Origin of the sequence: Bartonella sp. MR110HLJHH, from assembly GCF_042194225.1 — a bacterium.
Lineage (GTDB): Bacteria > Pseudomonadota > Alphaproteobacteria > Rhizobiales > Rhizobiaceae > Bartonella > Bartonella grahamii.
On the sequence record NZ_JBHIMQ010000009.1, the window covers coordinates 68554 to 87202 of the forward strand.

Here is an 18649-nt window from a genome sequence, read left to right on the forward strand (position 1 = left end):
TCCTCAATTCGTAGTCTTTATCCACCAAGATAGGCTTCTTTAACACGCGAATCAGAGAGCATAGTTTTACCTTCACCGTGAAATAAAATATGTCCTACCTCTAAAATATAAGCATAGTCAGCTATAGAAAGCGCAGCAAATGCATTTTGTTCAATAAGAAGAACAGTTTTTCCCATCTCATTAATTTTTCTAATAATCGAAAAAATTTCTCGAACGAGAAGCGGAGCCAATCCCAACGATGGTTCATCTAATATGACCATATCAGGATTGCTCATGAGTGCACGGCCCACAGCAACCATCTGTTGTTCACCACCTGACATTGTTCCTCCCAACTGTTTTGCTCTTTCTCGTAGGCGCGGAAAAAGATCAAATATCCATTCAATATCACGGGAAATTCCCTGCTTATCATGACGGATATAAGCACCTAGATGAAGATTCTCTAAAACAGTGAGATGGGGCATGATACGGCGTCCTTCAGGACTTAGAGCAATACCTAATCGCAAAATCTCTTCTGGTGATTTTTTAATAATAGATTTGCCATTATAGGTAATTTTTCCATAAACAGAGCGATTAAGTCCTGTAATAGAACGTACAATACTGCTTTTTCCAGCACCATTGGCTCCAATTAAAGTGACAATACTTCCCTTTTTTATGGACATAGAAAGATTTTGGACAGCTTTAATGGCGCCATAATGAACGTAAAGATTTTTTATTTTAAGAATATCCATAAACATCTCCGCCAAGATAAGCTTCAATAACTTTAGGGTTATTACGAATTTCATCTGGTGTACCATTGGCAATGCAACAGCCATATTCCATAACCAAAATATGTTGGCAAAGCCCCATAACCACTTTCATATCGTGCTCAATAAGAAGAATTGTAAGATCAAAGTCTTTTTGCACTTTTGCTATGAATTTTCTAAGATCTTCACTTTCTTGTGGATTCATGCCAGCAACAGGTTCATCAAGAAGAAGCAATTTGGGCTTTGTGGCTAACGCGCGTGCAATTTCTAGACGTCGTTGCACACCATAAGGTAAAGCTGTTGCCGATTGATTGGCAAGGTGATCAAGTTGTAGCTGTTCAAGGAGCTCCAAGGAATTTTTATAAACTTCCTTCTTTTCTTTCATTGCTTTTGAAAAAAATAGAGCTGAAGAAAACCAAGGATATTTTTGTCGAACATGCGCTCCTACCATAACATTCTGCAAAACCGTTAACCCTGAGAAAAGACGAATATTTTGAAATGTTCTGGCAATATGGCGTCTACAGATAATATAAGGAGGCACTCCAGAAATTTTTTGCTTATCAAAAAGAATGATGCCGCTTGTAGGAGCATAAAATCCAGAAATCATATTGAAAACGGTTGTTTTTCCAGCGCCATTGGGACCAATTAATCCAGTAATACTTCCTCGTTTAATTGCCATATTAATATTATTTACAGCAACTAATCCGCCAAAACGCATTACAATATTATTGAGTGAAAGGATGGTGTCGTTCATAGCTTTCCCTCAGTATTAGAAAGCTTTTTGCGTGTCAAAAAGCTATAAATTCCATTCCATGAGAATTCTCGTTGTCCCATCAACCCTTTTCTCCAAAACAAGATAATTACCAGCAATAAAAGAGAAAAAACAACCATACGAAGCCCTGGTGTTTCGGGAATATGTATGAAACCTAAGTCAAATGGACTTTCAATAATACGAAGCCATTCAAGCATAACTGTAATAATAATGCTGCCAATAATGCTTCCTGTAATTGAGCCGAGACCACCAGCAACTACAATCATCAAAATATTAAAAGTTAGAAGAAAATTAAACATTTTGGGATCAATGGTTGAAATAAGAGCAGCCATTAATGCTCCACCTATACCTGCAAAAAACGCTCCAACAGTAAAAGAAAAACTACGGTAGAAAAAAGCGTTAATTCCCATAGTTTTCGCAGCAATTTCATCATCACGAATGGCACGTAATACGTTACCAGTATTGCTTTGCAGTAAAAGGACAATAAAGAGAACAGTAAATGCTAACCAACCATAGTTCCACCATAATGTTGCATTTTGAGGTATTCCCTTGATACCTAAAGAGCCATTTGTAAGCGATGTTGCGTTCGTAATGACAATGCGAATAATTTCTGCAAAACCCAATGTTGCAATTCCAAGATAATCACCACCAAGACGTAATATTGGCAAAGCAATCAATAAACCTACAACTGCAGCACATATACCACTTATAACAACAGCGACAAAAAAAGGTAATTGCAGATGATACAATGGTTCAGCGATAGGCTCCAGAATCCACATCATTTCTTTTTGTTCAGGGGAAAGAAGTAAAATTGCGCAAACATAAGCACCAATAGCCATAAATCCAGCATGTCCAAGAGAAAACATACCTGTGAAACCGTAAATCAAATTAAGCGAAATTGCCAATATCGCATTAATAGCAATCAGATTTATGATACGAAGCGTATAGTCATTAAAATGGCTATCAGCATAAAATAAAAAACCTATGAGAACTAAAACACTTATACAAGATAAAACAGTTGTCACTGACTTTGCCATTAGATTTTCTCCTGACTTTTTTTACCCATTAATCCTGTGGGCAATATCAATAAAATCAGAATCAATAAAATGAAAGCGAAGGCATCTCGATATCCAGATAGCGCGGGGAAAAATGCGATAATCATAATTTCAATAAACCCTAATAACAATCCTCCCAACATTGCTCCTGGTATCGAACCAATACCTCCGATAACAGCAGCGATAAATGCTTTGAGACCAGGAAGAACGCCCATATAAGGCTGAATTTGAGGATAACGTAAAGACCACATAATACCTGCTATAGCGGCAAGAGCTGAGCCTATTCCAAATGTAAATGCAATAACTTTATTGACAGACACCCCCATCAAACGCGTCGTTTCAATATCATGGGAGATTGCACGCATAGCAAGACCCGGTTTTGTTTTATGGATAATCCATAACAGTAAAACAATAAGAATCAATGACACAACGGGAACGATCAGAGACATGGGAGCAATTCTAATGATACCATCTGCTCCTGATCCTAAATGCCATAAAAATGGTGTTACAAGAAAATCTGGTTGTTTTACACCTTTCGGAACACCACTAAAGAGTACAGTAGAAAGATTTTCAATAAAAAAAGAAACACCAATTGCACCGATAAGCGCCGAGATACGCGGAGCATGGCGTAGAGGTTTATAGGCAAGTTGATCAACAATAATACCCACTGCACTTGTAATAAAAATGGAAAAACAAAGAGCTAAAACCCAAATCGGGGTAAAATCTTGTGGAGAAATTTTAAAATAATAAACAAAACCTAACGCAAGGATTAAAAAAACAGCAATCCAGTAAATTGAAGGGCGCCTTTTAAACCCTATAAAGACCGAATAATAAATAAGAGCCGCGATAAACAAAAGAAGAAGTGCTGCCCAAGCAGGCATAAAGCTAATTGTGGAAAAGAAAACAAAATATGCTCCCAGCATAAAGATATCACCGTGAGCAAAATTAATGAGTCTCAGTATACCGTAGACCATGGTGTAACCAATAGCGATAAGCCCATAAAGAGATCCCAATGCCAGTGCATTAAAAAAATACTGGATGAACATTTCAGTGCTCATCTCTCATCCTTCCACATTTGTTAATTTACATAGGATAACAAGAAATTTCTAAGTTTTTGGTTGAGAAAAAGATCCTCAACCAATTCTTGCATTTTAATAAGTAAAACTTTTTAATTAAAAAGCAGGTTTAACCTCTTCTAAATAAACACGTTTTCCATCCTGTATTTTAATGATACCAATAGGAATCTTAGGGTTATGATTTTCATCCATTGACATATCACCGAAGGGGGTTTGAAAATCTTTTAATTTGCTAAGAGCGATAGTAATTTTTTCACGATCAGCGCTACCAGCATTTTCAATAGCCTTCATGAACATCATATAACTCGTATATCCCAAAACAGAATTGATATTCGGCTCTTTGTCAGGATACTCTTTTTTCCATTCTGCTGTGAATTCTTGCGCAGCTACTGACATATTTGGCATATCCTCACTATAGGGAAGTGTCGTATGTAAGAAACCTTCTGAAGCTTTTCCTGCAATCGTAATGGTTTCTGGATTATCCATAGCATCTCCACCCATAATTTGAAACTTTGCTCCTAATTCTCGTGCTTGTTTCATAATGATAGCACCCTCAGAAAAGTAAGATGGAATGAATAAGATATCAGGTTTTTGCGCGATAATTTGCGTAAGAACAGCTGAAAAATCCTGATCTCCGGAATTATAGTTTAAATTTGAGACAACTTCACCACCTAATTTTTTGAAAGCACGCATAAAGTAGCTTGCAAGACCAATGGCATAATCGTTTGAAATATCTTTGAGGATAGCTGCTTTTTTTGCGTGTAAAGTTTGACTTATGTAAGTCGCGATTCCCACTCCTTGATAGGAATCAATAAAACAAGCGCGGAAATAATATTTTTTACCCTGTGTAACAAGAGGACTTGTTGAGGAAGTTGCAATGGTTGGAGTCTTTGCTTTTTCAGATATTTCACCACCTGCCAACGAAAGCGAGGAACCATAGCTACCAATGATTCCACTTACTTTTTCACTTGCTGTTAAACGCATAACAGCATTAGCCGCTTCTACTTTATCAGACTTATTATCAATAATAACAAGTTCCACTTTACGTCCTAAAATTTCTGGAATTTTTTTATGGGCTAATTCTATACCTCTAATTTCAAGCTGACCTCCAAATGCATTTTGACCACTTAATGGAAGATAAACACCAATTTTGATAGGTTCACTTGCATAAACATTTGCAGTAAATGCCATGAATGCTGTGATTGTCGTAAGGATTTTCTTCAATTGCATTGCGCATTTTCCTTAATTGAATTGTTGTTTTTTCACCTTATATTGAACTTCTTCATCATGCAAGTTACACATTTATGAAAATATCATTATGTAAAAAAACCTTTCATATAACCTCTTTTGTAGGGAACTCTTTGTAAGATATGTAAAGCTTACAATCAAATAGTTTTATAAATATTCATGTTGATATTCTCTGACATTAACATAGAAGATACGACAATATGGGGAAATCTTATCTTGGGGCTTGCGTGTTGATACAAGAGCAATGTTTACTTAAACCTAGAGAATCAATATCGTACAATTTATAAGCTACAGGATCACGTTATTATGACGAGTAAGGATGCATTAAAAGATTGTCCCCTATCTGAAGATAGTATAGGTGCTTGTGGGGAGATTATCGAAATCAGTGGTGTCATTAAGTGGTTTGATGGTAGTAAGGGGTATGGATTTATTGTACCTGATTTACCTCATTTCCCCGATATATTATTGCATGTTACGGTAATGCGAAGGGATGGTTTTCAAACAGCTTTGGAGGGAGCGAAAGTTATTTGTGCTGTGGAAAGAACTGAAAGAGGGTTAAAGTGTGTTCAGGTGAAATCCATAGATTGTTCTTCAGCAATTCATCCATCAGAAGTTCCAGCCCGTACCCATGTTGTTGTTACTCCAGAAAGTGGACTAGAACGTGCAATTGTTAAATGGTTTAATCGTGACAAAGGGTACGGTTTTCTTAGCCGTGGGCAAGGAACAGAAGATATTTTTATTCATATGGAAACGTTGCGCCGTTTTGGTTTAGCAGAGCTTCGTTCCGGCCAAGTTGTTCTTGTACGTTTTGGTAAAGGAGAAAAAGGTTTAATGACAGCAGAGATTTATCCGGATATAGGCATTCCTTTAGCTACGCATTGAATTTCACGAATGAAAACAGTATGTTTTTCAAGGGGGGTATTCCGTAAATTTCTATAGAGGTAGGTTTTTAAAGAAAATATGGCTCTAGTGAATCCATAAACCAAATGGAGAAAGTTGCGCGTATTACGTTGAAAGAAACTAGAAAACAACAAGGGGGCAACCCTCTTATTTTTTTGACTTTTAAACTCTGGTACTTTTTATTTTAGAAACAAAATTTAAAAATTTTCTGTGGTGGAGACAAGAATGTTAAAGCCTTTTAAAAAGGGGTATATTGTTTTATTGGTAATGCTTTTTATGTTAGAAATGCGTGTTGTTGTAGCAAAAAAGCCCATAGAGATTCCTGTTCATCCGATTCCTTTAGAAATACATACAAAGCAAGGTACGGTTTATTATAAGGTAGAGATTGCTTTTACGCCGTCTCAAGCCGCGGCTGGTTTAATGTATCGGACTGATTTTCCACGCGATCGTGCAATGCTCTTTAAGCAGCTAAAAAGTTCTCAATCGGGAGATGAACAGAAAATTTTTATGTGGATGGCAAATACGCCTTTACCTTTAGATATGATTTTCTTAAACTCTGAGGGAATTATTGTATCGATTATTGAAAACACTTCTCCATTTTCGACAAATACCATTTCATCGGAAGTTCCTGCAGCTTTTGCACTTGAGATTAATGCTGGTGAAGTTTCTGAAAAAAAGATACAAAAAGGGCAACGTGTTATTCATCCTGTACTTTGTGGAAAGTGCAATAAAAAATGACCGCTGAAGATATTCGTTTTTTTGAATATAATGGTTTGCGATTTGCTTATCGAGAAGAAGGGCAGGGTGCGCCTGTTTTGTTGATCCATGGTTTTGGATCTTCTGCACGAGTGAATTGGTATGCAACGGGTTGGTTTCGCATTCTCACTGAAGCAGGATATCGTGTTATTGCTCTTGATAATCGCGGTCACGGAGATTCAGTTAAAAGTTATGACCCTGTTTTTTATACACCTCAAGCTATGGCTGGCGACGCAATAAAGTTACTACAGCATTTAGAGATATCTAAAGCCCATGTTATGGGATATTCTATGGGGGCTCGTATTAGTGCTTTCATGGCTCTTTTGCATCCAACATATGTACACAGTGTCATTTTTGGTGGTTTAGGTATTGGTATGGTAACGGGAGCGGGAAATTGGGAGCCTGTTGCTGAGGCACTTTTAGCAGAAGATATTTCTACTATTACTAATACGCGCGGTTTAATGTTCCGTAAATTTGCAGATCAAACGAAAAGCGATAAACGTGCTCTTGCTGCTTGTATTATCACATCAAAACAGGAGTTAACGGCATCTGAAGTTTACAAAATTAAGCAACCTGCACTTGTTGCCGTTGGTTCATTAGATGAAATTGGCGGTGCAGCAGAGCCGTTAGCAGCTTTATTGCCTTGTGGTGAAGCTTTATCAATTCCTGGTCGAGATCATATGCTTGCTGTAGGCGATAAAGTTTATAAAAAAGGCGTTATAGATTTTCTTTCTCGTTATCCTATAAGATAAGCATTCTTCATAGGTTCTAGCATTCACAAAAATACTCAATATTTTTATCTCGTATAAATTGAAAAACGCTTATTTAAAAATTTTTCTATTGTGACATAAGTTTTTTATAAAAAATGGGAAGAAAGCTAAACTCTTATTAGCCTATTTTGTATATTTTTTAGAGATGTAATTCTTCTAGGGTTAGATAATTATACTTTAAAATTTATTAAAAAGAATTATTTTTGAATGATATAATAATATTTTTTTCTAAAAAATGTAATTTTAAATAAAAAAAGTATTATTATTTTTATCCTTTATAAAAGGAACAAAATTATAAATTATTGATCAATTTTTCTTACGAATATGCATTCTAAATGCGTATGCTAAAATTGGAGATAAAGTAAAATTATTAAAAATATACAGTTTTTGCCATTTTTTAATCTATACGGGTATATTTAATAATGATAGAATCCTTTTGTAAAAGTTTTTTATAAATGTATAAAGCGCGTTGTAAATATATGTAATATTAAGTAAATATTCAGATTAAGCTTTTTTACTAACTTTACAGAATCATGAGGTTGTCTTATTTGCGCGACACGCAGTTATTTAAATCGTTAAAAAAACAGGAGAGCATAGTGAATGCTGATGAAATAAAAAAACTTGATAATTATTTAAAAAATATATTCCAAAACTCAGCATTGCAAGTTAGAGCACGGCCTAAAAAGAGTGATTCTTGTGAGGTTTATATGGGAGATGAGTTTTTAGGCATTATCTATCGAGATGAAGATGAAGATGAGCTCTCCTATAATTTCTCAATGGCTATATTAGATATTGATTTAGAAAATTGATTTGTTGTTCATAGTTGAATGAAGTCTTTTTTATCCCATAAGATTTATATAAGTTTTAATGCTTTAAAGCTCGTATGATTATTTCGTGCAATAATAAGATGGTCATGGATAATAATGCCTAACGCATTTGCTGCATCTTTTAATCTATATGTCATTGTTATATCTGCATCAGAGGGGGTGGAATCGCCAGAAGGATGATTGTGGACTAAGATAAGTCCTGATGCGGATAACTCTAAAGCTCGAGAAATAACTTCACGAGGATAAACAGGGGTATGATCAATGGTTCCAGTTTGTTGCACCTCATCAGCAAGTAAGCCGTTTTTCTTATCAAGAAACAAAATACGAAATTGTTCACGTGTTTCGTGAGCCATAACAGCTTTACAATAAGCTAACACTTTATCCCATGATGAAAAAATATCGCGTTTAAACAATTGCGCACGAGCAAGACGTCCAGCAACATCTGAAATAATTTTTAAATCAATTGCAGTGGCGGGACCACATCCTGGAATTTCTTGAAGTCGGTGAATATCTGCTCCCAACACATCAGCTAATGAACCAAAACGTGCTATCAAATTTTTAGCTATGGGTTTTGTGTTTGCACGGGGTATTGTACGAAAAAGCAATAATTCAAGATATTCATAATCTTCGATTGCATTTCCTTTTGACTTTAAATAACGCTTCCGAAGACGCTCACGGTGTCCTTGATAATGTTTATGGAGCTGTGCGTTTTTCTGAGGGGCTTCACTTTTTCTTTCTGATACTGGGGTGAGTGGAGAACTCGATGTTAATGCAAAGTGATCACTTTGAGTATTTTCCTTTTGATTTAATTTTTTAGCCATAACATCTCTACATTGCGTTAGGTATGCGAATTTGGAATATAAAAAATATTTTTAGGAGATTGTGTAAATATTTCATACCCTTCATTTGTGACACCAATTGTATGTTCATATTGTGCTGTCAGAGAGCGGTCACGGGTAACAGCAGTCCAACCGTCAGATAAAATCTTAACTTGTGGTTTACCAAGGTTAATCATAGGCTCAATTGTAAACATCATACCTTGTTTTAATTCTATTCCTTCTCCAGGATTTCCATAATGAAGGATATTGGGTGCATCATGAAAAAGCTGCCCAATACCATGTCCACAAAAATCTTTCACAATTGAGCATCGTTCAGATTCTGCATACTGTTGAATGGCTGCACCAATATCACCTGTGGTTGCTCCAGGCTTAACAACAGCGATTCCTTTCATAAGACTTTCATAGGTTATCTTTAGCAGGCGTTCTGCAGCACGCCTGATTTTCCCAACAGGATACATTCGGCTTGAATCCCCATGCCAACCATCAAGGATAAAGGTTACATCCACATTCACAATATCGCCTTCTTGCAAGGGTCTTTTATTGGGAATGCCATGACAGACAACGTGATTGATAGATGTACAGCATGAATGGCTGTATCCATGATAATTTAGATCAGCAGGAAGTGCTCCTCGCTTAGCACCAAAAATGAATACAAAATCATCAATTTCTTGCGTAGTAACGCCTGGCTTAATAATATCTGTAAGTGCATCAAGGCATTCTGCAGCAATGCGACCAACTTCACGCATTTTAGCAAAAGCATAATCATCGAAAATGCGAATCTTCCCATTAAATTTTAAAGGGCTTTTATTATATTCAATATACTCAGTCATTGTTTTTTCTGTTTTCTATTTTTACTCTCTGAATCGGAAAAATGCCTTCTACACTTACGTGACACTTTACAGCATAACATTCTACTCCTGATTTTAATGCTAAATCAAATTTACGTCCATAGAGTGGATCAAGATCATGACAGATTGTAAAAGCTGCGCAATCTTCTCGTTGAATAATATAAAGCATAGCAGCTCTTTTTCCTTGTTGTACAACTCCTATGAGCTCATCAAGGTGACGTGCTCCACGTTTTGTTTCACTATCAGGAAATTCTGCTAATCCTTTTTGACGAATAAAATGAACATTTTTGACTTCTAGGTAACAGTCAGGAAGAATGTCGTCACGTAAAAGAAAGTCAATTCGTGATTGTGTTCCATAGCGTTGTTCTTTTAAAATTGTTTTATATCCACTTAATTCTGGTAGTAATCCGTTTTGAATTGCTTCTAATGCAAGTTTATTGGGTAAAGCAGTATTAATGCCAACCAAAGTATTATCGGCTTCAATAATTTCTAATTGATAGGCATATTTTCGTTTGATGTTATTATGATATGAAAGCCAGATATTGGAGTTGAAAGCTGTTAATCCAAGCATTGATCCTGTATTAGGTACAGATACGGTGAGGACATGCTGATCATCTTGTTGAACATCCGCAAGGAAACGTTTATAACGACGGATAAGCTTTGCAGGAAAAAGTTTGGGAATAAAGTGCATATCCCTTTTTTAGGATTTATGATTTCATAATTCAACTGAGATTATGATTTGTAGGGGCTATTCCCTATAAAAAAAAGATAAAATTGATGTAAAAAACGCTACGATATCCTATATAAATTGTTATAAATTCCATCGTCCACTTTAATGGCTTTTAAAATTTATTATCTTTGAGTGAAAAGATAACATTGTCTATAATTTATTATTAAACAGCATTAGAGTACTGTGAAGAAGGTTTCGTAAAAAATAGTGGAGAGGGAGATAGTTAAGTGAAACTAGGTAAGATTGATGGCTGGAACGAATAAGAATCGTGAAAATTTAACAAATGGTCCCATTATTATTTTAGTTGAACCGCAGCTTCCTGAAAACATTGGTATGGTCGCAAGGGCAATGGCAAATTTTGGGCTTTCTAAGCTTCGGTTAGTCAAACCTCGAGAAATGTTTCCAAATGAAAAAGCTATAGCTGCTGCGAGTAAAGCTGATCATGTCATTAACAACACTGTGATTTTTAATACATTGCGTGATTCAATTGCAGATTTACACTATGTTTTTGCCACAACAGCACGTGAAAGATGTGGATTTAAAACTGTAAAAAGTGCTGTCGAAGCAGCAAGCGTATTACGTCAGCGTGAAAGTATCGGACATAAGACAGGTATTGTCTTTGGAAGAGAGCGATGGGGATTAGAAAATGATGAAATCAGCCTTGTTGATGAAATTATTACTTTTCCAGTTAATCCTGCTTTTGCGTCACTTAATATTGCGCAAGCAGTTCTTTTAATGTCTTACGAATGGATGAAAACAGGTCTAGAGGATGTCAGCGATACGGCATTTCGTGCCGCAGAGATGGAACCTGCAAATAAAACAATATTTCATGGTTTTTTATCTCAGTTAGAAGAGGCTTTGAATATCCGTGGGTATTTTAGACCCCCAGAACGCAAAGAAGTAATGCTTGCAAATTTGCGCTCTGTTTTTACGCGCGCTAACTTTAGTGAACCTGAGGTTCGTTTATTGCGAGGCATTATATCTTCTTTGGATCATTTTTCGCCACAATATCCACGGGGGAGTAGAGCACCTGAAGAGCGTGATCGTAAAAAAATTAAAAATAAGTGTGAAAACTAATGGATGAACGACCTGTTCTTTTTTTTGATAGCGGTATTGGTGGTTTAACAGTGTTCAGGGAGGCACGTATTCTTATCCCTGAAATGCAATTTATCTATGTTGCTGATGATGCAGGATTTCCTTATGGAAATTGGAAAGAAAATATTTTGAAAGAGCGTATTTTAAAGATTTTTACAAATCTTTTAACACGCTACAATCCAGCCTTATGTGTGATTGCTTGCAACACCGTTTCTACACTGATGATGGCAGATTTACGACAGAATTTTTCTCATGTCCCTTTTGTAGGAACGGTTCCTGCAATTAAATCAGCTGCTGAACAAACAAAATCTGGTTTTATTTCCGTATTAGCTACTCCTGGAACAGTGAAACGTGCCTATACAAATGAATTAATTAATTCTTTTGCTGGACAGTGTCATGTTCAACTTGTGGGAAGTAAAAAGCTGGCTGGATTTGCTGAAGATTATTTACGGGGAAAATCTATCGATTCAGAAGAGTTAAGAAAAGAAATCCTACCATGTTTTGTGGAAAAAAATGGACAATATACTGATGTTATTGTTTTAGCCTGCACACATTATCCTTTTTTGATTAACTTCTTTCGTGAACATGCTTTATGGTCCGTTGAGTGGATTGATCCGGCGAAAGCGATTGCCAAACATATCAGATCATTATTACCACTGTCGGAAAAAGTACACGATCAATATATAAAAAAATATCAAGATTTTGCGTTATTAACATCGAAAAATATCACTTCTTTAACGGAGAATTTGTTTAAAGGATTTGGCTTAAAACTCATGAAAGGAGTTGACTTTGGGTTGTAAGACCAATAATGATGATCTGGCTATTTTTTCAAGAAAATAGCATTAATTGACGTGTCCCGTGGATAACTTTGCATATTGATATGTTAAGGTATTCTGTCAGTCTTTAGTATTTAAAGGCAGAGGAGGGCGCGTTTCCTTGGGGTCTTAAGATCTCGTGTTTTATTTTATAAGGAAATGCGATGAGTAAACGCGAAACAACAAAGTATAAAATTGACCGTCGTATGGGAGAAAATATTTGGGGTCGTCCGAAATCTCCTGTCAATCGTCGTGATTATGGTCCAGGTCAGCATGGACAGCGTCGTAAAGGAAAACTTTCTGACTATGGGGTGCAGTTGCGCGCTAAACAGAAATTGAAAGGGTTTTATGGAGATATTTCAGAAAAACAATTTCATAAAACATATGAAGAGGCTGCTCGTCGACGGGGTGATACTGGTGAAAATCTTATCGGTCTGTTAGAATCACGTTTGGATGCTGTTGTTTATCGTGCAAAATTCGTGCCTACGATTTTCGCTTCTCGCCAATTTATCAATCACGGTCATGTTAATGTAAATGGTCGGCGCACAAATATTCAATCTTATCGTTGTAAACCTGGTGATGTTATTGAGGTTCGGGAAAAGTCAAAACAACTTGTTTTAGTTTTAGAATCAGTGCAATTGGCAGAACGTGATGTCCCTGATTATATTGAAGCAGATCATAAACAGATGAAAGCAACCTTTACACGTATTCCTGCTTTTGCAGATGTTCCTTATGCTGTGCAAATGGAACCTAATTTGGTTGTTGAGTTTTATTCTCGATAATTTTTCTGCAAGAGAAGTTATTTTTTTCTTCTATTATTATAACTTCAAGATATTGTGTTATTTTTACAATCTCTGAAGTTAATAAGTGCTTTTTGTAAATGGTTCTATATTAAGTTTATTGCTATGTTTTATAGTCATAGACTTATATAGTTCCATTTCTTTTTTGTGTATCTAATTTATAAGTTCAAAAAACATAAATGTAAGCTTGCTTTAATATTTGTTTTTATCTTTGCAAAACGAGCTGTTTATTGTGCAGGATATGGTATTATGAATGATGTTTCAGTTGAATATCAGGCAATAGAAGAAAACGAAGGGAGAGATGATCCTTTAATAAGCGAAGCAGATAGTTGTCATCCAATGTTTCGTGTTGCTCCTTCAAGCGTAGAATTTAATAAATTGCGCAAACGACTTTTGCGTCATATGCGACAAGCTTTGGATGATTTTTCTATGCTCTCTACAGGAAAAAAATGGCTTGTTGCTTTATCGGGTGGAAAAGACTCTTATGGTTTATTAGCGCTTCTTTTAGACTTAAAGTGGCGAGGTCTTTTATCCGTTGAAATTCTTGCCTGTAATCTTGATCAAGGGCAACCTGGATTTCCGAAGCATATTCTTCCAGACTTTTTAAGTTCTTATAAAATTCCATATCGTATTGAATATCAGGATACTTATTCCATTGTTACAGATAAATTGGCAGAGTCGCAGACATATTGTTCACTTTGTTCTCGATTACGACGTGGTAATCTCTATCGTATTGCACGTGAAGAGGGATGTTCTGCATTAGTTTTAGGTCATCATCGTGATGATGTTTTAGAAACATTTTTTATGAATTTGTTTCACGGTGGCCGATTAGCTGCCATGCCTGGAAAACTTAAAAATGATGAAGGAGATCTTTTTGTGTTACGTCCTCTTGTTTATGCAGCTGAGGAGGATATGGAAAAATTTTCTCAAGCAATGCAATTTCCGATTATTCCTTGTAATCTTTGCGGTAGTCAAGATGGTTTACAACGTAATGCAATGAAAGAAATGCTGAAAAATATCGAAAGACAAATGCCAGGACGTAAAGATACGATGATTCGCGCTTTAACAAATGTACGCCCAAGTCATTTGCTTGATAAGAAATTCTTTGATTTTAAGACCTGTTAATAAAGATTAGATATTTAAAAAAATAAGTTCAAAGAGTTTAAGATAAGATACTTATTTATTAAGACACTATTGAAAAAAGTTTCCTTTCACTAACTAATGACTGTCGCAATATGAAAAATGGGAAAATAGTACGATTGTCGATTTTCTCTTTTGTTAAGTAAAAATGGTGAACCTTGAGGATTTTATTCTTTTGCGCCGCCGTCACCTCATTTAAGGCATTAAATTAAGAGAATATATAGCTGCTTGGTATTTGTGGAGTGTATAGCAAACATTCAGGGCGAGGATTGCTCGTAAATTCTCATGAAGTGAGTTACATAAGTGATCAAGTTCGATTGTGAGTAGCCGATCTTTTTATAAACCAATGCTGATAGAAATCTTCATCATTGAGGACAGGGAAGAAGTTAAATTTTCAAACTGCTACACCATAAAGATCATAGGCATCCGACTGTTCAATTTTAACGCTGACAAATTCACCAACACGCAACGGGCGTCGTGATGATATATGGACAACACCATCTATTTCTGGAGCATCGTATTGACTACGTCCTTTGGCAACTTTTCCTTGACTTTCATCGATAAGCACTTGGAGTCTTTTTCCAATTTTTTTCTTTAAAAGATGTGTAGAAATTTGTTGTTGTTTTGCCATAAAACGATGCCAGCGATTTTCTTTCACCTCTTCAGGAATATTTTCTAATCCCAAATCATTTGCGGCGGCTCCTTTTACCTCTTCATATTTAAAGCACCCAGCGCGTTCAATTTTTGCTTCTTCTAGCCATTCTAGGAGTATATTAAAATCTTCATTCGTTTCGCCAGGAAAACCAACAATAAATGTTGACCGCAAAGTAAGATCTGGGCATATTTTTCGCCATTTTTCAATTCTACGGTTTGTTTTTTCTATGAGTGCAGGACGCTTCATATGACGCAAAATAGCTGGTGATGCATGCTGAAAAGGAATATCCAGATAAGGAAGAATTTTTTTTGCAGCCATAAGTTCGATAACTTCATCAACATGGGGATAAGGATAAACGTAATGCATACGTATCCAAATACCCATATCGCCTAGTTCGCGACAAAGATCAAAGAATTTTGTTTTTATTGTACGATCTTTCCAAGAATTTTCGAGATATTTTAGATCAATACCATAAGCACTCGTATCTTGTGAAATAACTAAAAGTTCTTTTACACCCGCTTGCACGAGTTTTTCAGCTTCACGAAGAACATCGCTGATGGGACGTGAAGTGAGATCACCACGCAGAGTAGGGATGATACAAAAACTACACTGGTTAGAGCATCCTTCAGAAATCTTTAGGTAGGCGTAATGGCGAGGTGTTAAACGAATACCTTGGGGAGGAACTAAATCAAGAAAAGGATCATGAACAGGAGGAATTGCTGTATGAACAGCTTCTATAACACTTTCATAAGCTTGCGGTTTTGTAATAGCCAATACATTAGGATACGTTTGGCGAATAACATCAGGATCAGCACCAAGACACCCCGTTACAATAACTTTTCCATTTTTTTTGAGAGCTTCATCAATATTGGCTAATGATTCTCTCCTTGCCGAGTCAAGAAAGCCACAGGTATTCACAATAACGACATCAGCTCCTTGATGTTGACGTGAAATTTCATACCCTTCAGAGCGAAGGCGTGTAATAATTCGCTCAGAATCTACGAGTGCTTTTGGGCATCCGAGGGAGACAAAACTAATACGAGGTGCTACCATGATGATCCTACAATTATTGTGAATGATTGAGTTACACTTTTATAACTGAAAAATAATGTTCTTTATTTTTATACCTATGCAATAAAATCTGTTACAAAGTTATTTGATTTTTTTCTACAAAATTTTATGTGTTTTTATGCATGCATACAATTTATATCGTAAAATTCTGTCATTGAGGACGATGATATAAGGTTGCTTCCTTCAAAGCATTCAAGTTCTTTTATAAAGTACGTGGTGAATATTTTAAAGCTTACTTGTCGCTCCTTGCGTAAGTGAAGGAGATGTAGGGAAGGAAAAATGAAACCCGCTCGATAAGGATCTGGACTGTTTATAGACCGAATTGGGGCATCCTTTGGCAGTGGAGAGGAAGTCAACTGCGTGTGGCACAATAAAAAAATACTCAACAACTCCTTATTGCGATATCTATCGCGTACTATAAGGTTTATTTTTAATATTTGCGAATAAGTCCGGTAAGTTTGCCTTGTATTTCTACACGTTCGGATTCGTATGTACGTGCTTCATAATGAGGATTTGCGGCTTCTAATGCAATAGAAGCTCCTTTGCGTCGATAACGTTTTAATGTGGCTTCTTTTTTATCAATAAACGCAACAATAATTTCACCTGTTATTGCTGTATTTTGACGTTTCACAATGATCGTATCTTTATTAAGGATACCAGCCTCCATCATAGAATCATCTTTAACTTCTAATGCGTAGTGCTCACCTGTATTAACCATATTGCGTGGGAGAGAAAGAGTGTTTATTTGTTGCAGTATAGCAGAGGCGGGCACGCTCGCAGAAATACGTCCCATAATAGGAATGGTGATATTTTTTTTTTCTTCTTCATCAAAGTTGTCAAGGTTACTCAAGTTTTTTGATATTTCCCTTTTATTTTTTTCTATCATACTGGGAGAAATTTTACGTGCTAAAGAAAGGTTAAATGTTATTTTCTCAGGGAGTCGAATCACCTCCACTGCACGAGCGCGATTGGGTAAACGACGTATAAACCCTCGTTGTTCTAAGGCTATAATGAGCTTATGAATACCAGACTTTGAAGAAAGTTCTAATGCATTTTTCATTTCTTCAAAAGAAGGAGGAACACCAGTTTCTTTTGTATGGTTATGAATAAACAAGAGTAGCTCATATTGTTTACATGTTAGCATTCAATATTCCAATCAAAATAATAAAAAAGGAGTAAAGTAAAAATACATGTATATATAACAATTTTACAATTTTTTTTCCGCCAAATCAAAATTATTTTCTTTATTTTTGATCCTATAAGTTAAGTTAATGAAGCAATATGTTTATTTATAGACATATTTAAATTATTATTTATATAAAACTTACTTTAAGAATTTTATGAAATTATTATTTATATATTATATATCTACATTAATATTAAACAATGTATAAAAATACTTTATAGCTCTGACTGGATTATCCAACACTAAATTTTATGACCAGTGTTATCCTTTTCTTCTAAAAATATATCTACGTATTTTGTAATTTCTTGATATAAAAAAGTTAATTAGAAGGCATTTTATATATTTAGAACACTCTATGGGTATTTAGATCATTTTGCACACTGCATATTATTTCTGCTTTTTTTAAGTAAAATTATCTACAGCTATAATAGTGAGCATAATTTATAGTCATTCGGGATACTTTCAATGAGACTGAATTTTATGTCTGTTTTATTCTATAGGATAAATTGGCTTTCGTTATATATTCATTATGCATGAATAAAAATCATACCCTCAAAATGCCATTGTTGCTCATTGTCCCATTTTCAGGTCTAACGTACCAACCGCTATATACTATTTTGCTGAACCCTAATGTTGAGATAATTTTTGGTTATTGAAAGGAGGTATAAAAGGTATTTTCATTTCTTTTTTATAGTTTTATTCTCTTACTTGTGTCTGTCATATAAGATATAATACTAAAAAACACAATAAAGTCAATAGTTTGTGTGAAATTATTTTATATGAATCCACTTAAGAATCCACACTTTTATGCATGATCCATTTGACTATTTTTTATATAAGATTGCTATCTATAAACAGACCCAAAAAAGCAAATCATGATGTAAATGTTATAACGCATGTGTGCATTCAAATGAAATGAAAAGCAGATATCATTCATAACAGTTTATAAATTTATGATACGTTTTTATCACAGCACAAATTACATTGTTAAAAATTTAGTCGTTTGGAATATTGATAACATACATTTAAAGATCACATCTTGTTTTAAAGATTGGATTGTTATCACATGATAAAAACATAAAATTAATGAAAATACGCTTATGAAAGCTTTTCTAAATGCATGTTTAAACGTTTGAAACTGATGTTTATAACAGTTTTAAAGCCTTGCGTTTGATAAAATCGGTTGTTTATTGTCTTATGAGAGATTGTTTTAAAAACCAACGCTCGTAAATGTAAAAAGCGGGTTTTGATAAAGCTACCGAGTGTTTTGATAACTTATCATATCTCAATAGAGCACTTGCAATATGATACGTTTTGTATATA

Annotated in this window: 17 protein-coding genes and 1 pseudogene; 8 read left to right on the forward strand and 10 right to left on the reverse strand. The window is 35.3% G+C overall.

The window, feature by feature from the left end; genetic code table 11:
• Positions 1 to 17: 17 nt before the first annotated feature.
• From ACFIKB_RS06625 to ACFIKB_RS06645, 5 genes are all read right to left on the reverse strand, one after another.
• Complete coding sequence (locus tag ACFIKB_RS06625; RefSeq protein WP_015856419.1) at positions 18 to 728, reverse strand: ABC transporter ATP-binding protein; 711 nt, start codon at positions 726 to 728, stop codon at positions 18 to 20.
• Positions 715 to 1497: an ABC transporter ATP-binding protein gene (locus ACFIKB_RS06630; RefSeq protein WP_375653100.1), complete on the reverse strand. Its 783-nt coding sequence runs from the start codon at positions 1495 to 1497 to the stop codon at positions 715 to 717. The genes ACFIKB_RS06625 and ACFIKB_RS06630 overlap by 14 nt, the downstream gene beginning before the upstream one ends.
• On the reverse strand, positions 1494 to 2552 hold the full coding sequence (locus tag ACFIKB_RS06635) for a branched-chain amino acid ABC transporter permease (protein WP_273787947.1): 1059 nt from the start codon (positions 2550 to 2552) through the stop codon (positions 1494 to 1496). The genes ACFIKB_RS06630 and ACFIKB_RS06635 overlap by 4 nt, the downstream gene beginning before the upstream one ends.
• Entirely contained in the window at positions 2552 to 3628 is a 1077-nt protein-coding gene (locus tag ACFIKB_RS06640; protein WP_015856416.1) for a branched-chain amino acid ABC transporter permease, read from the reverse strand. The genes ACFIKB_RS06635 and ACFIKB_RS06640 overlap by 1 nt, the downstream gene beginning before the upstream one ends.
• A gap of 114 nt (positions 3629 to 3742) precedes the next feature.
• Positions 3743 to 4876, reverse strand: coding sequence for an ABC transporter substrate-binding protein (locus ACFIKB_RS06645; protein ID WP_375653101.1), 1134 nt, complete (start codon positions 4874 to 4876; stop codon positions 3743 to 3745).
• Positions 4877 to 5200: 324 nt separating this feature from the next.
• On the opposite strand from ACFIKB_RS06645, the gene ACFIKB_RS06650 reads away from it, so the two are divergent.
• The 4 genes from ACFIKB_RS06650 to ACFIKB_RS06665 all read left to right on the forward strand — a co-directional run bounded on the left by ACFIKB_RS06650 (position 5201) and on the right by ACFIKB_RS06665 (position 8129).
• Entirely contained in the window at positions 5201 to 5776 is a 576-nt protein-coding gene (locus ACFIKB_RS06650; RefSeq protein ID WP_375647624.1) for a cold-shock protein, read from the forward strand.
• Between the two features lie 243 nt (positions 5777 to 6019).
• Positions 6020 to 6532 carry a DUF192 domain-containing protein gene (locus ACFIKB_RS06655; RefSeq protein ID WP_375636084.1) on the forward strand — a complete coding sequence of 171 codons (513 nt, stop codon included), beginning with the start codon at positions 6020 to 6022 and terminating at the stop codon, positions 6530 to 6532.
• Complete coding sequence (locus tag ACFIKB_RS06660) at positions 6529 to 7302, forward strand: alpha/beta fold hydrolase (RefSeq protein WP_375636085.1); 774 nt, start codon at positions 6529 to 6531, stop codon at positions 7300 to 7302. Before ACFIKB_RS06655 ends, ACFIKB_RS06660 begins: the two co-directional genes overlap by 4 nt.
• 614 nt (positions 7303 to 7916) lie before the next feature.
• Entirely contained in the window at positions 7917 to 8129 is a 213-nt protein-coding gene (locus ACFIKB_RS06665; protein ID WP_015856411.1) for a DUF3126 family protein, read from the forward strand.
• A 44-nt stretch (positions 8130 to 8173) separates the two neighbouring features.
• On the opposite strand, the gene radC is transcribed toward ACFIKB_RS06665, so the two are convergent.
• From radC to sfsA, 3 genes are read right to left on the reverse strand one after another with little or no spacing between them, the layout of a single operon-like run.
• Positions 8174 to 8968 (reverse strand): DNA repair protein RadC, encoded by a 795-nt coding sequence (gene radC / locus ACFIKB_RS06670; protein ID WP_015856410.1) that lies wholly within the window; start codon positions 8966 to 8968, stop codon positions 8174 to 8176.
• Between the two features lie 17 nt (positions 8969 to 8985).
• Positions 8986 to 9816, reverse strand: a complete 831-nt coding sequence (gene map / locus ACFIKB_RS06675) for a type I methionyl aminopeptidase (protein WP_015856409.1) — start codon at positions 9814 to 9816, stop codon at positions 8986 to 8988.
• The gene (sfsA, locus tag ACFIKB_RS06680; protein WP_375647630.1) at positions 9809 to 10525 is read right to left on the reverse strand and encodes a DNA/RNA nuclease SfsA; all 717 of its coding nucleotides are present in this window, start codon (positions 10523 to 10525) and stop codon (positions 9809 to 9811) included. The genes map and sfsA overlap by 8 nt, the downstream gene beginning before the upstream one ends.
• 285 nt (positions 10526 to 10810) lie before the next feature.
• Here sfsA and ACFIKB_RS06685 point away from each other — a divergent pair.
• From ACFIKB_RS06685 to ttcA, 4 genes and pseudogenes are all read left to right on the forward strand, one after another.
• A pseudogene (locus tag ACFIKB_RS06685) lies at positions 10811 to 11648 on the forward strand (RNA methyltransferase).
• Complete coding sequence (gene murI / locus ACFIKB_RS06690; protein ID WP_273787953.1) at positions 11641 to 12459, forward strand: glutamate racemase; 819 nt, start codon at positions 11641 to 11643, stop codon at positions 12457 to 12459. Before ACFIKB_RS06685 ends, murI begins: the two are co-directional and overlap by 8 nt.
• Positions 12460 to 12638: 179 nt before the next feature.
• Positions 12639 to 13256, forward strand: coding sequence for a 30S ribosomal protein S4 (rpsD, locus tag ACFIKB_RS06695; protein WP_273722651.1), 618 nt, complete (start codon positions 12639 to 12641; stop codon positions 13254 to 13256).
• A 267-nt stretch (positions 13257 to 13523) separates the two neighbouring features.
• Entirely contained in the window at positions 13524 to 14399 is an 876-nt protein-coding gene (gene ttcA / locus ACFIKB_RS06700) for a tRNA 2-thiocytidine(32) synthetase TtcA (protein ID WP_375628391.1), read from the forward strand.
• Positions 14400 to 14808: 409 nt separating this feature from the next.
• Here ttcA and rimO read toward each other — a convergent pair whose 3' ends face one another.
• Both rimO and lexA read right to left on the reverse strand, forming a co-directional pair.
• Complete coding sequence (gene rimO / locus ACFIKB_RS06705; protein ID WP_015856403.1) at positions 14809 to 16122, reverse strand: 30S ribosomal protein S12 methylthiotransferase RimO; 1314 nt, start codon at positions 16120 to 16122, stop codon at positions 14809 to 14811.
• Between the two features lie 448 nt (positions 16123 to 16570).
• Entirely contained in the window at positions 16571 to 17284 is a 714-nt protein-coding gene (gene lexA, locus ACFIKB_RS06710; protein ID WP_375636089.1) for a transcriptional repressor LexA, read from the reverse strand.
• Positions 17285 to 18649 lie beyond the last annotated feature (1365 nt).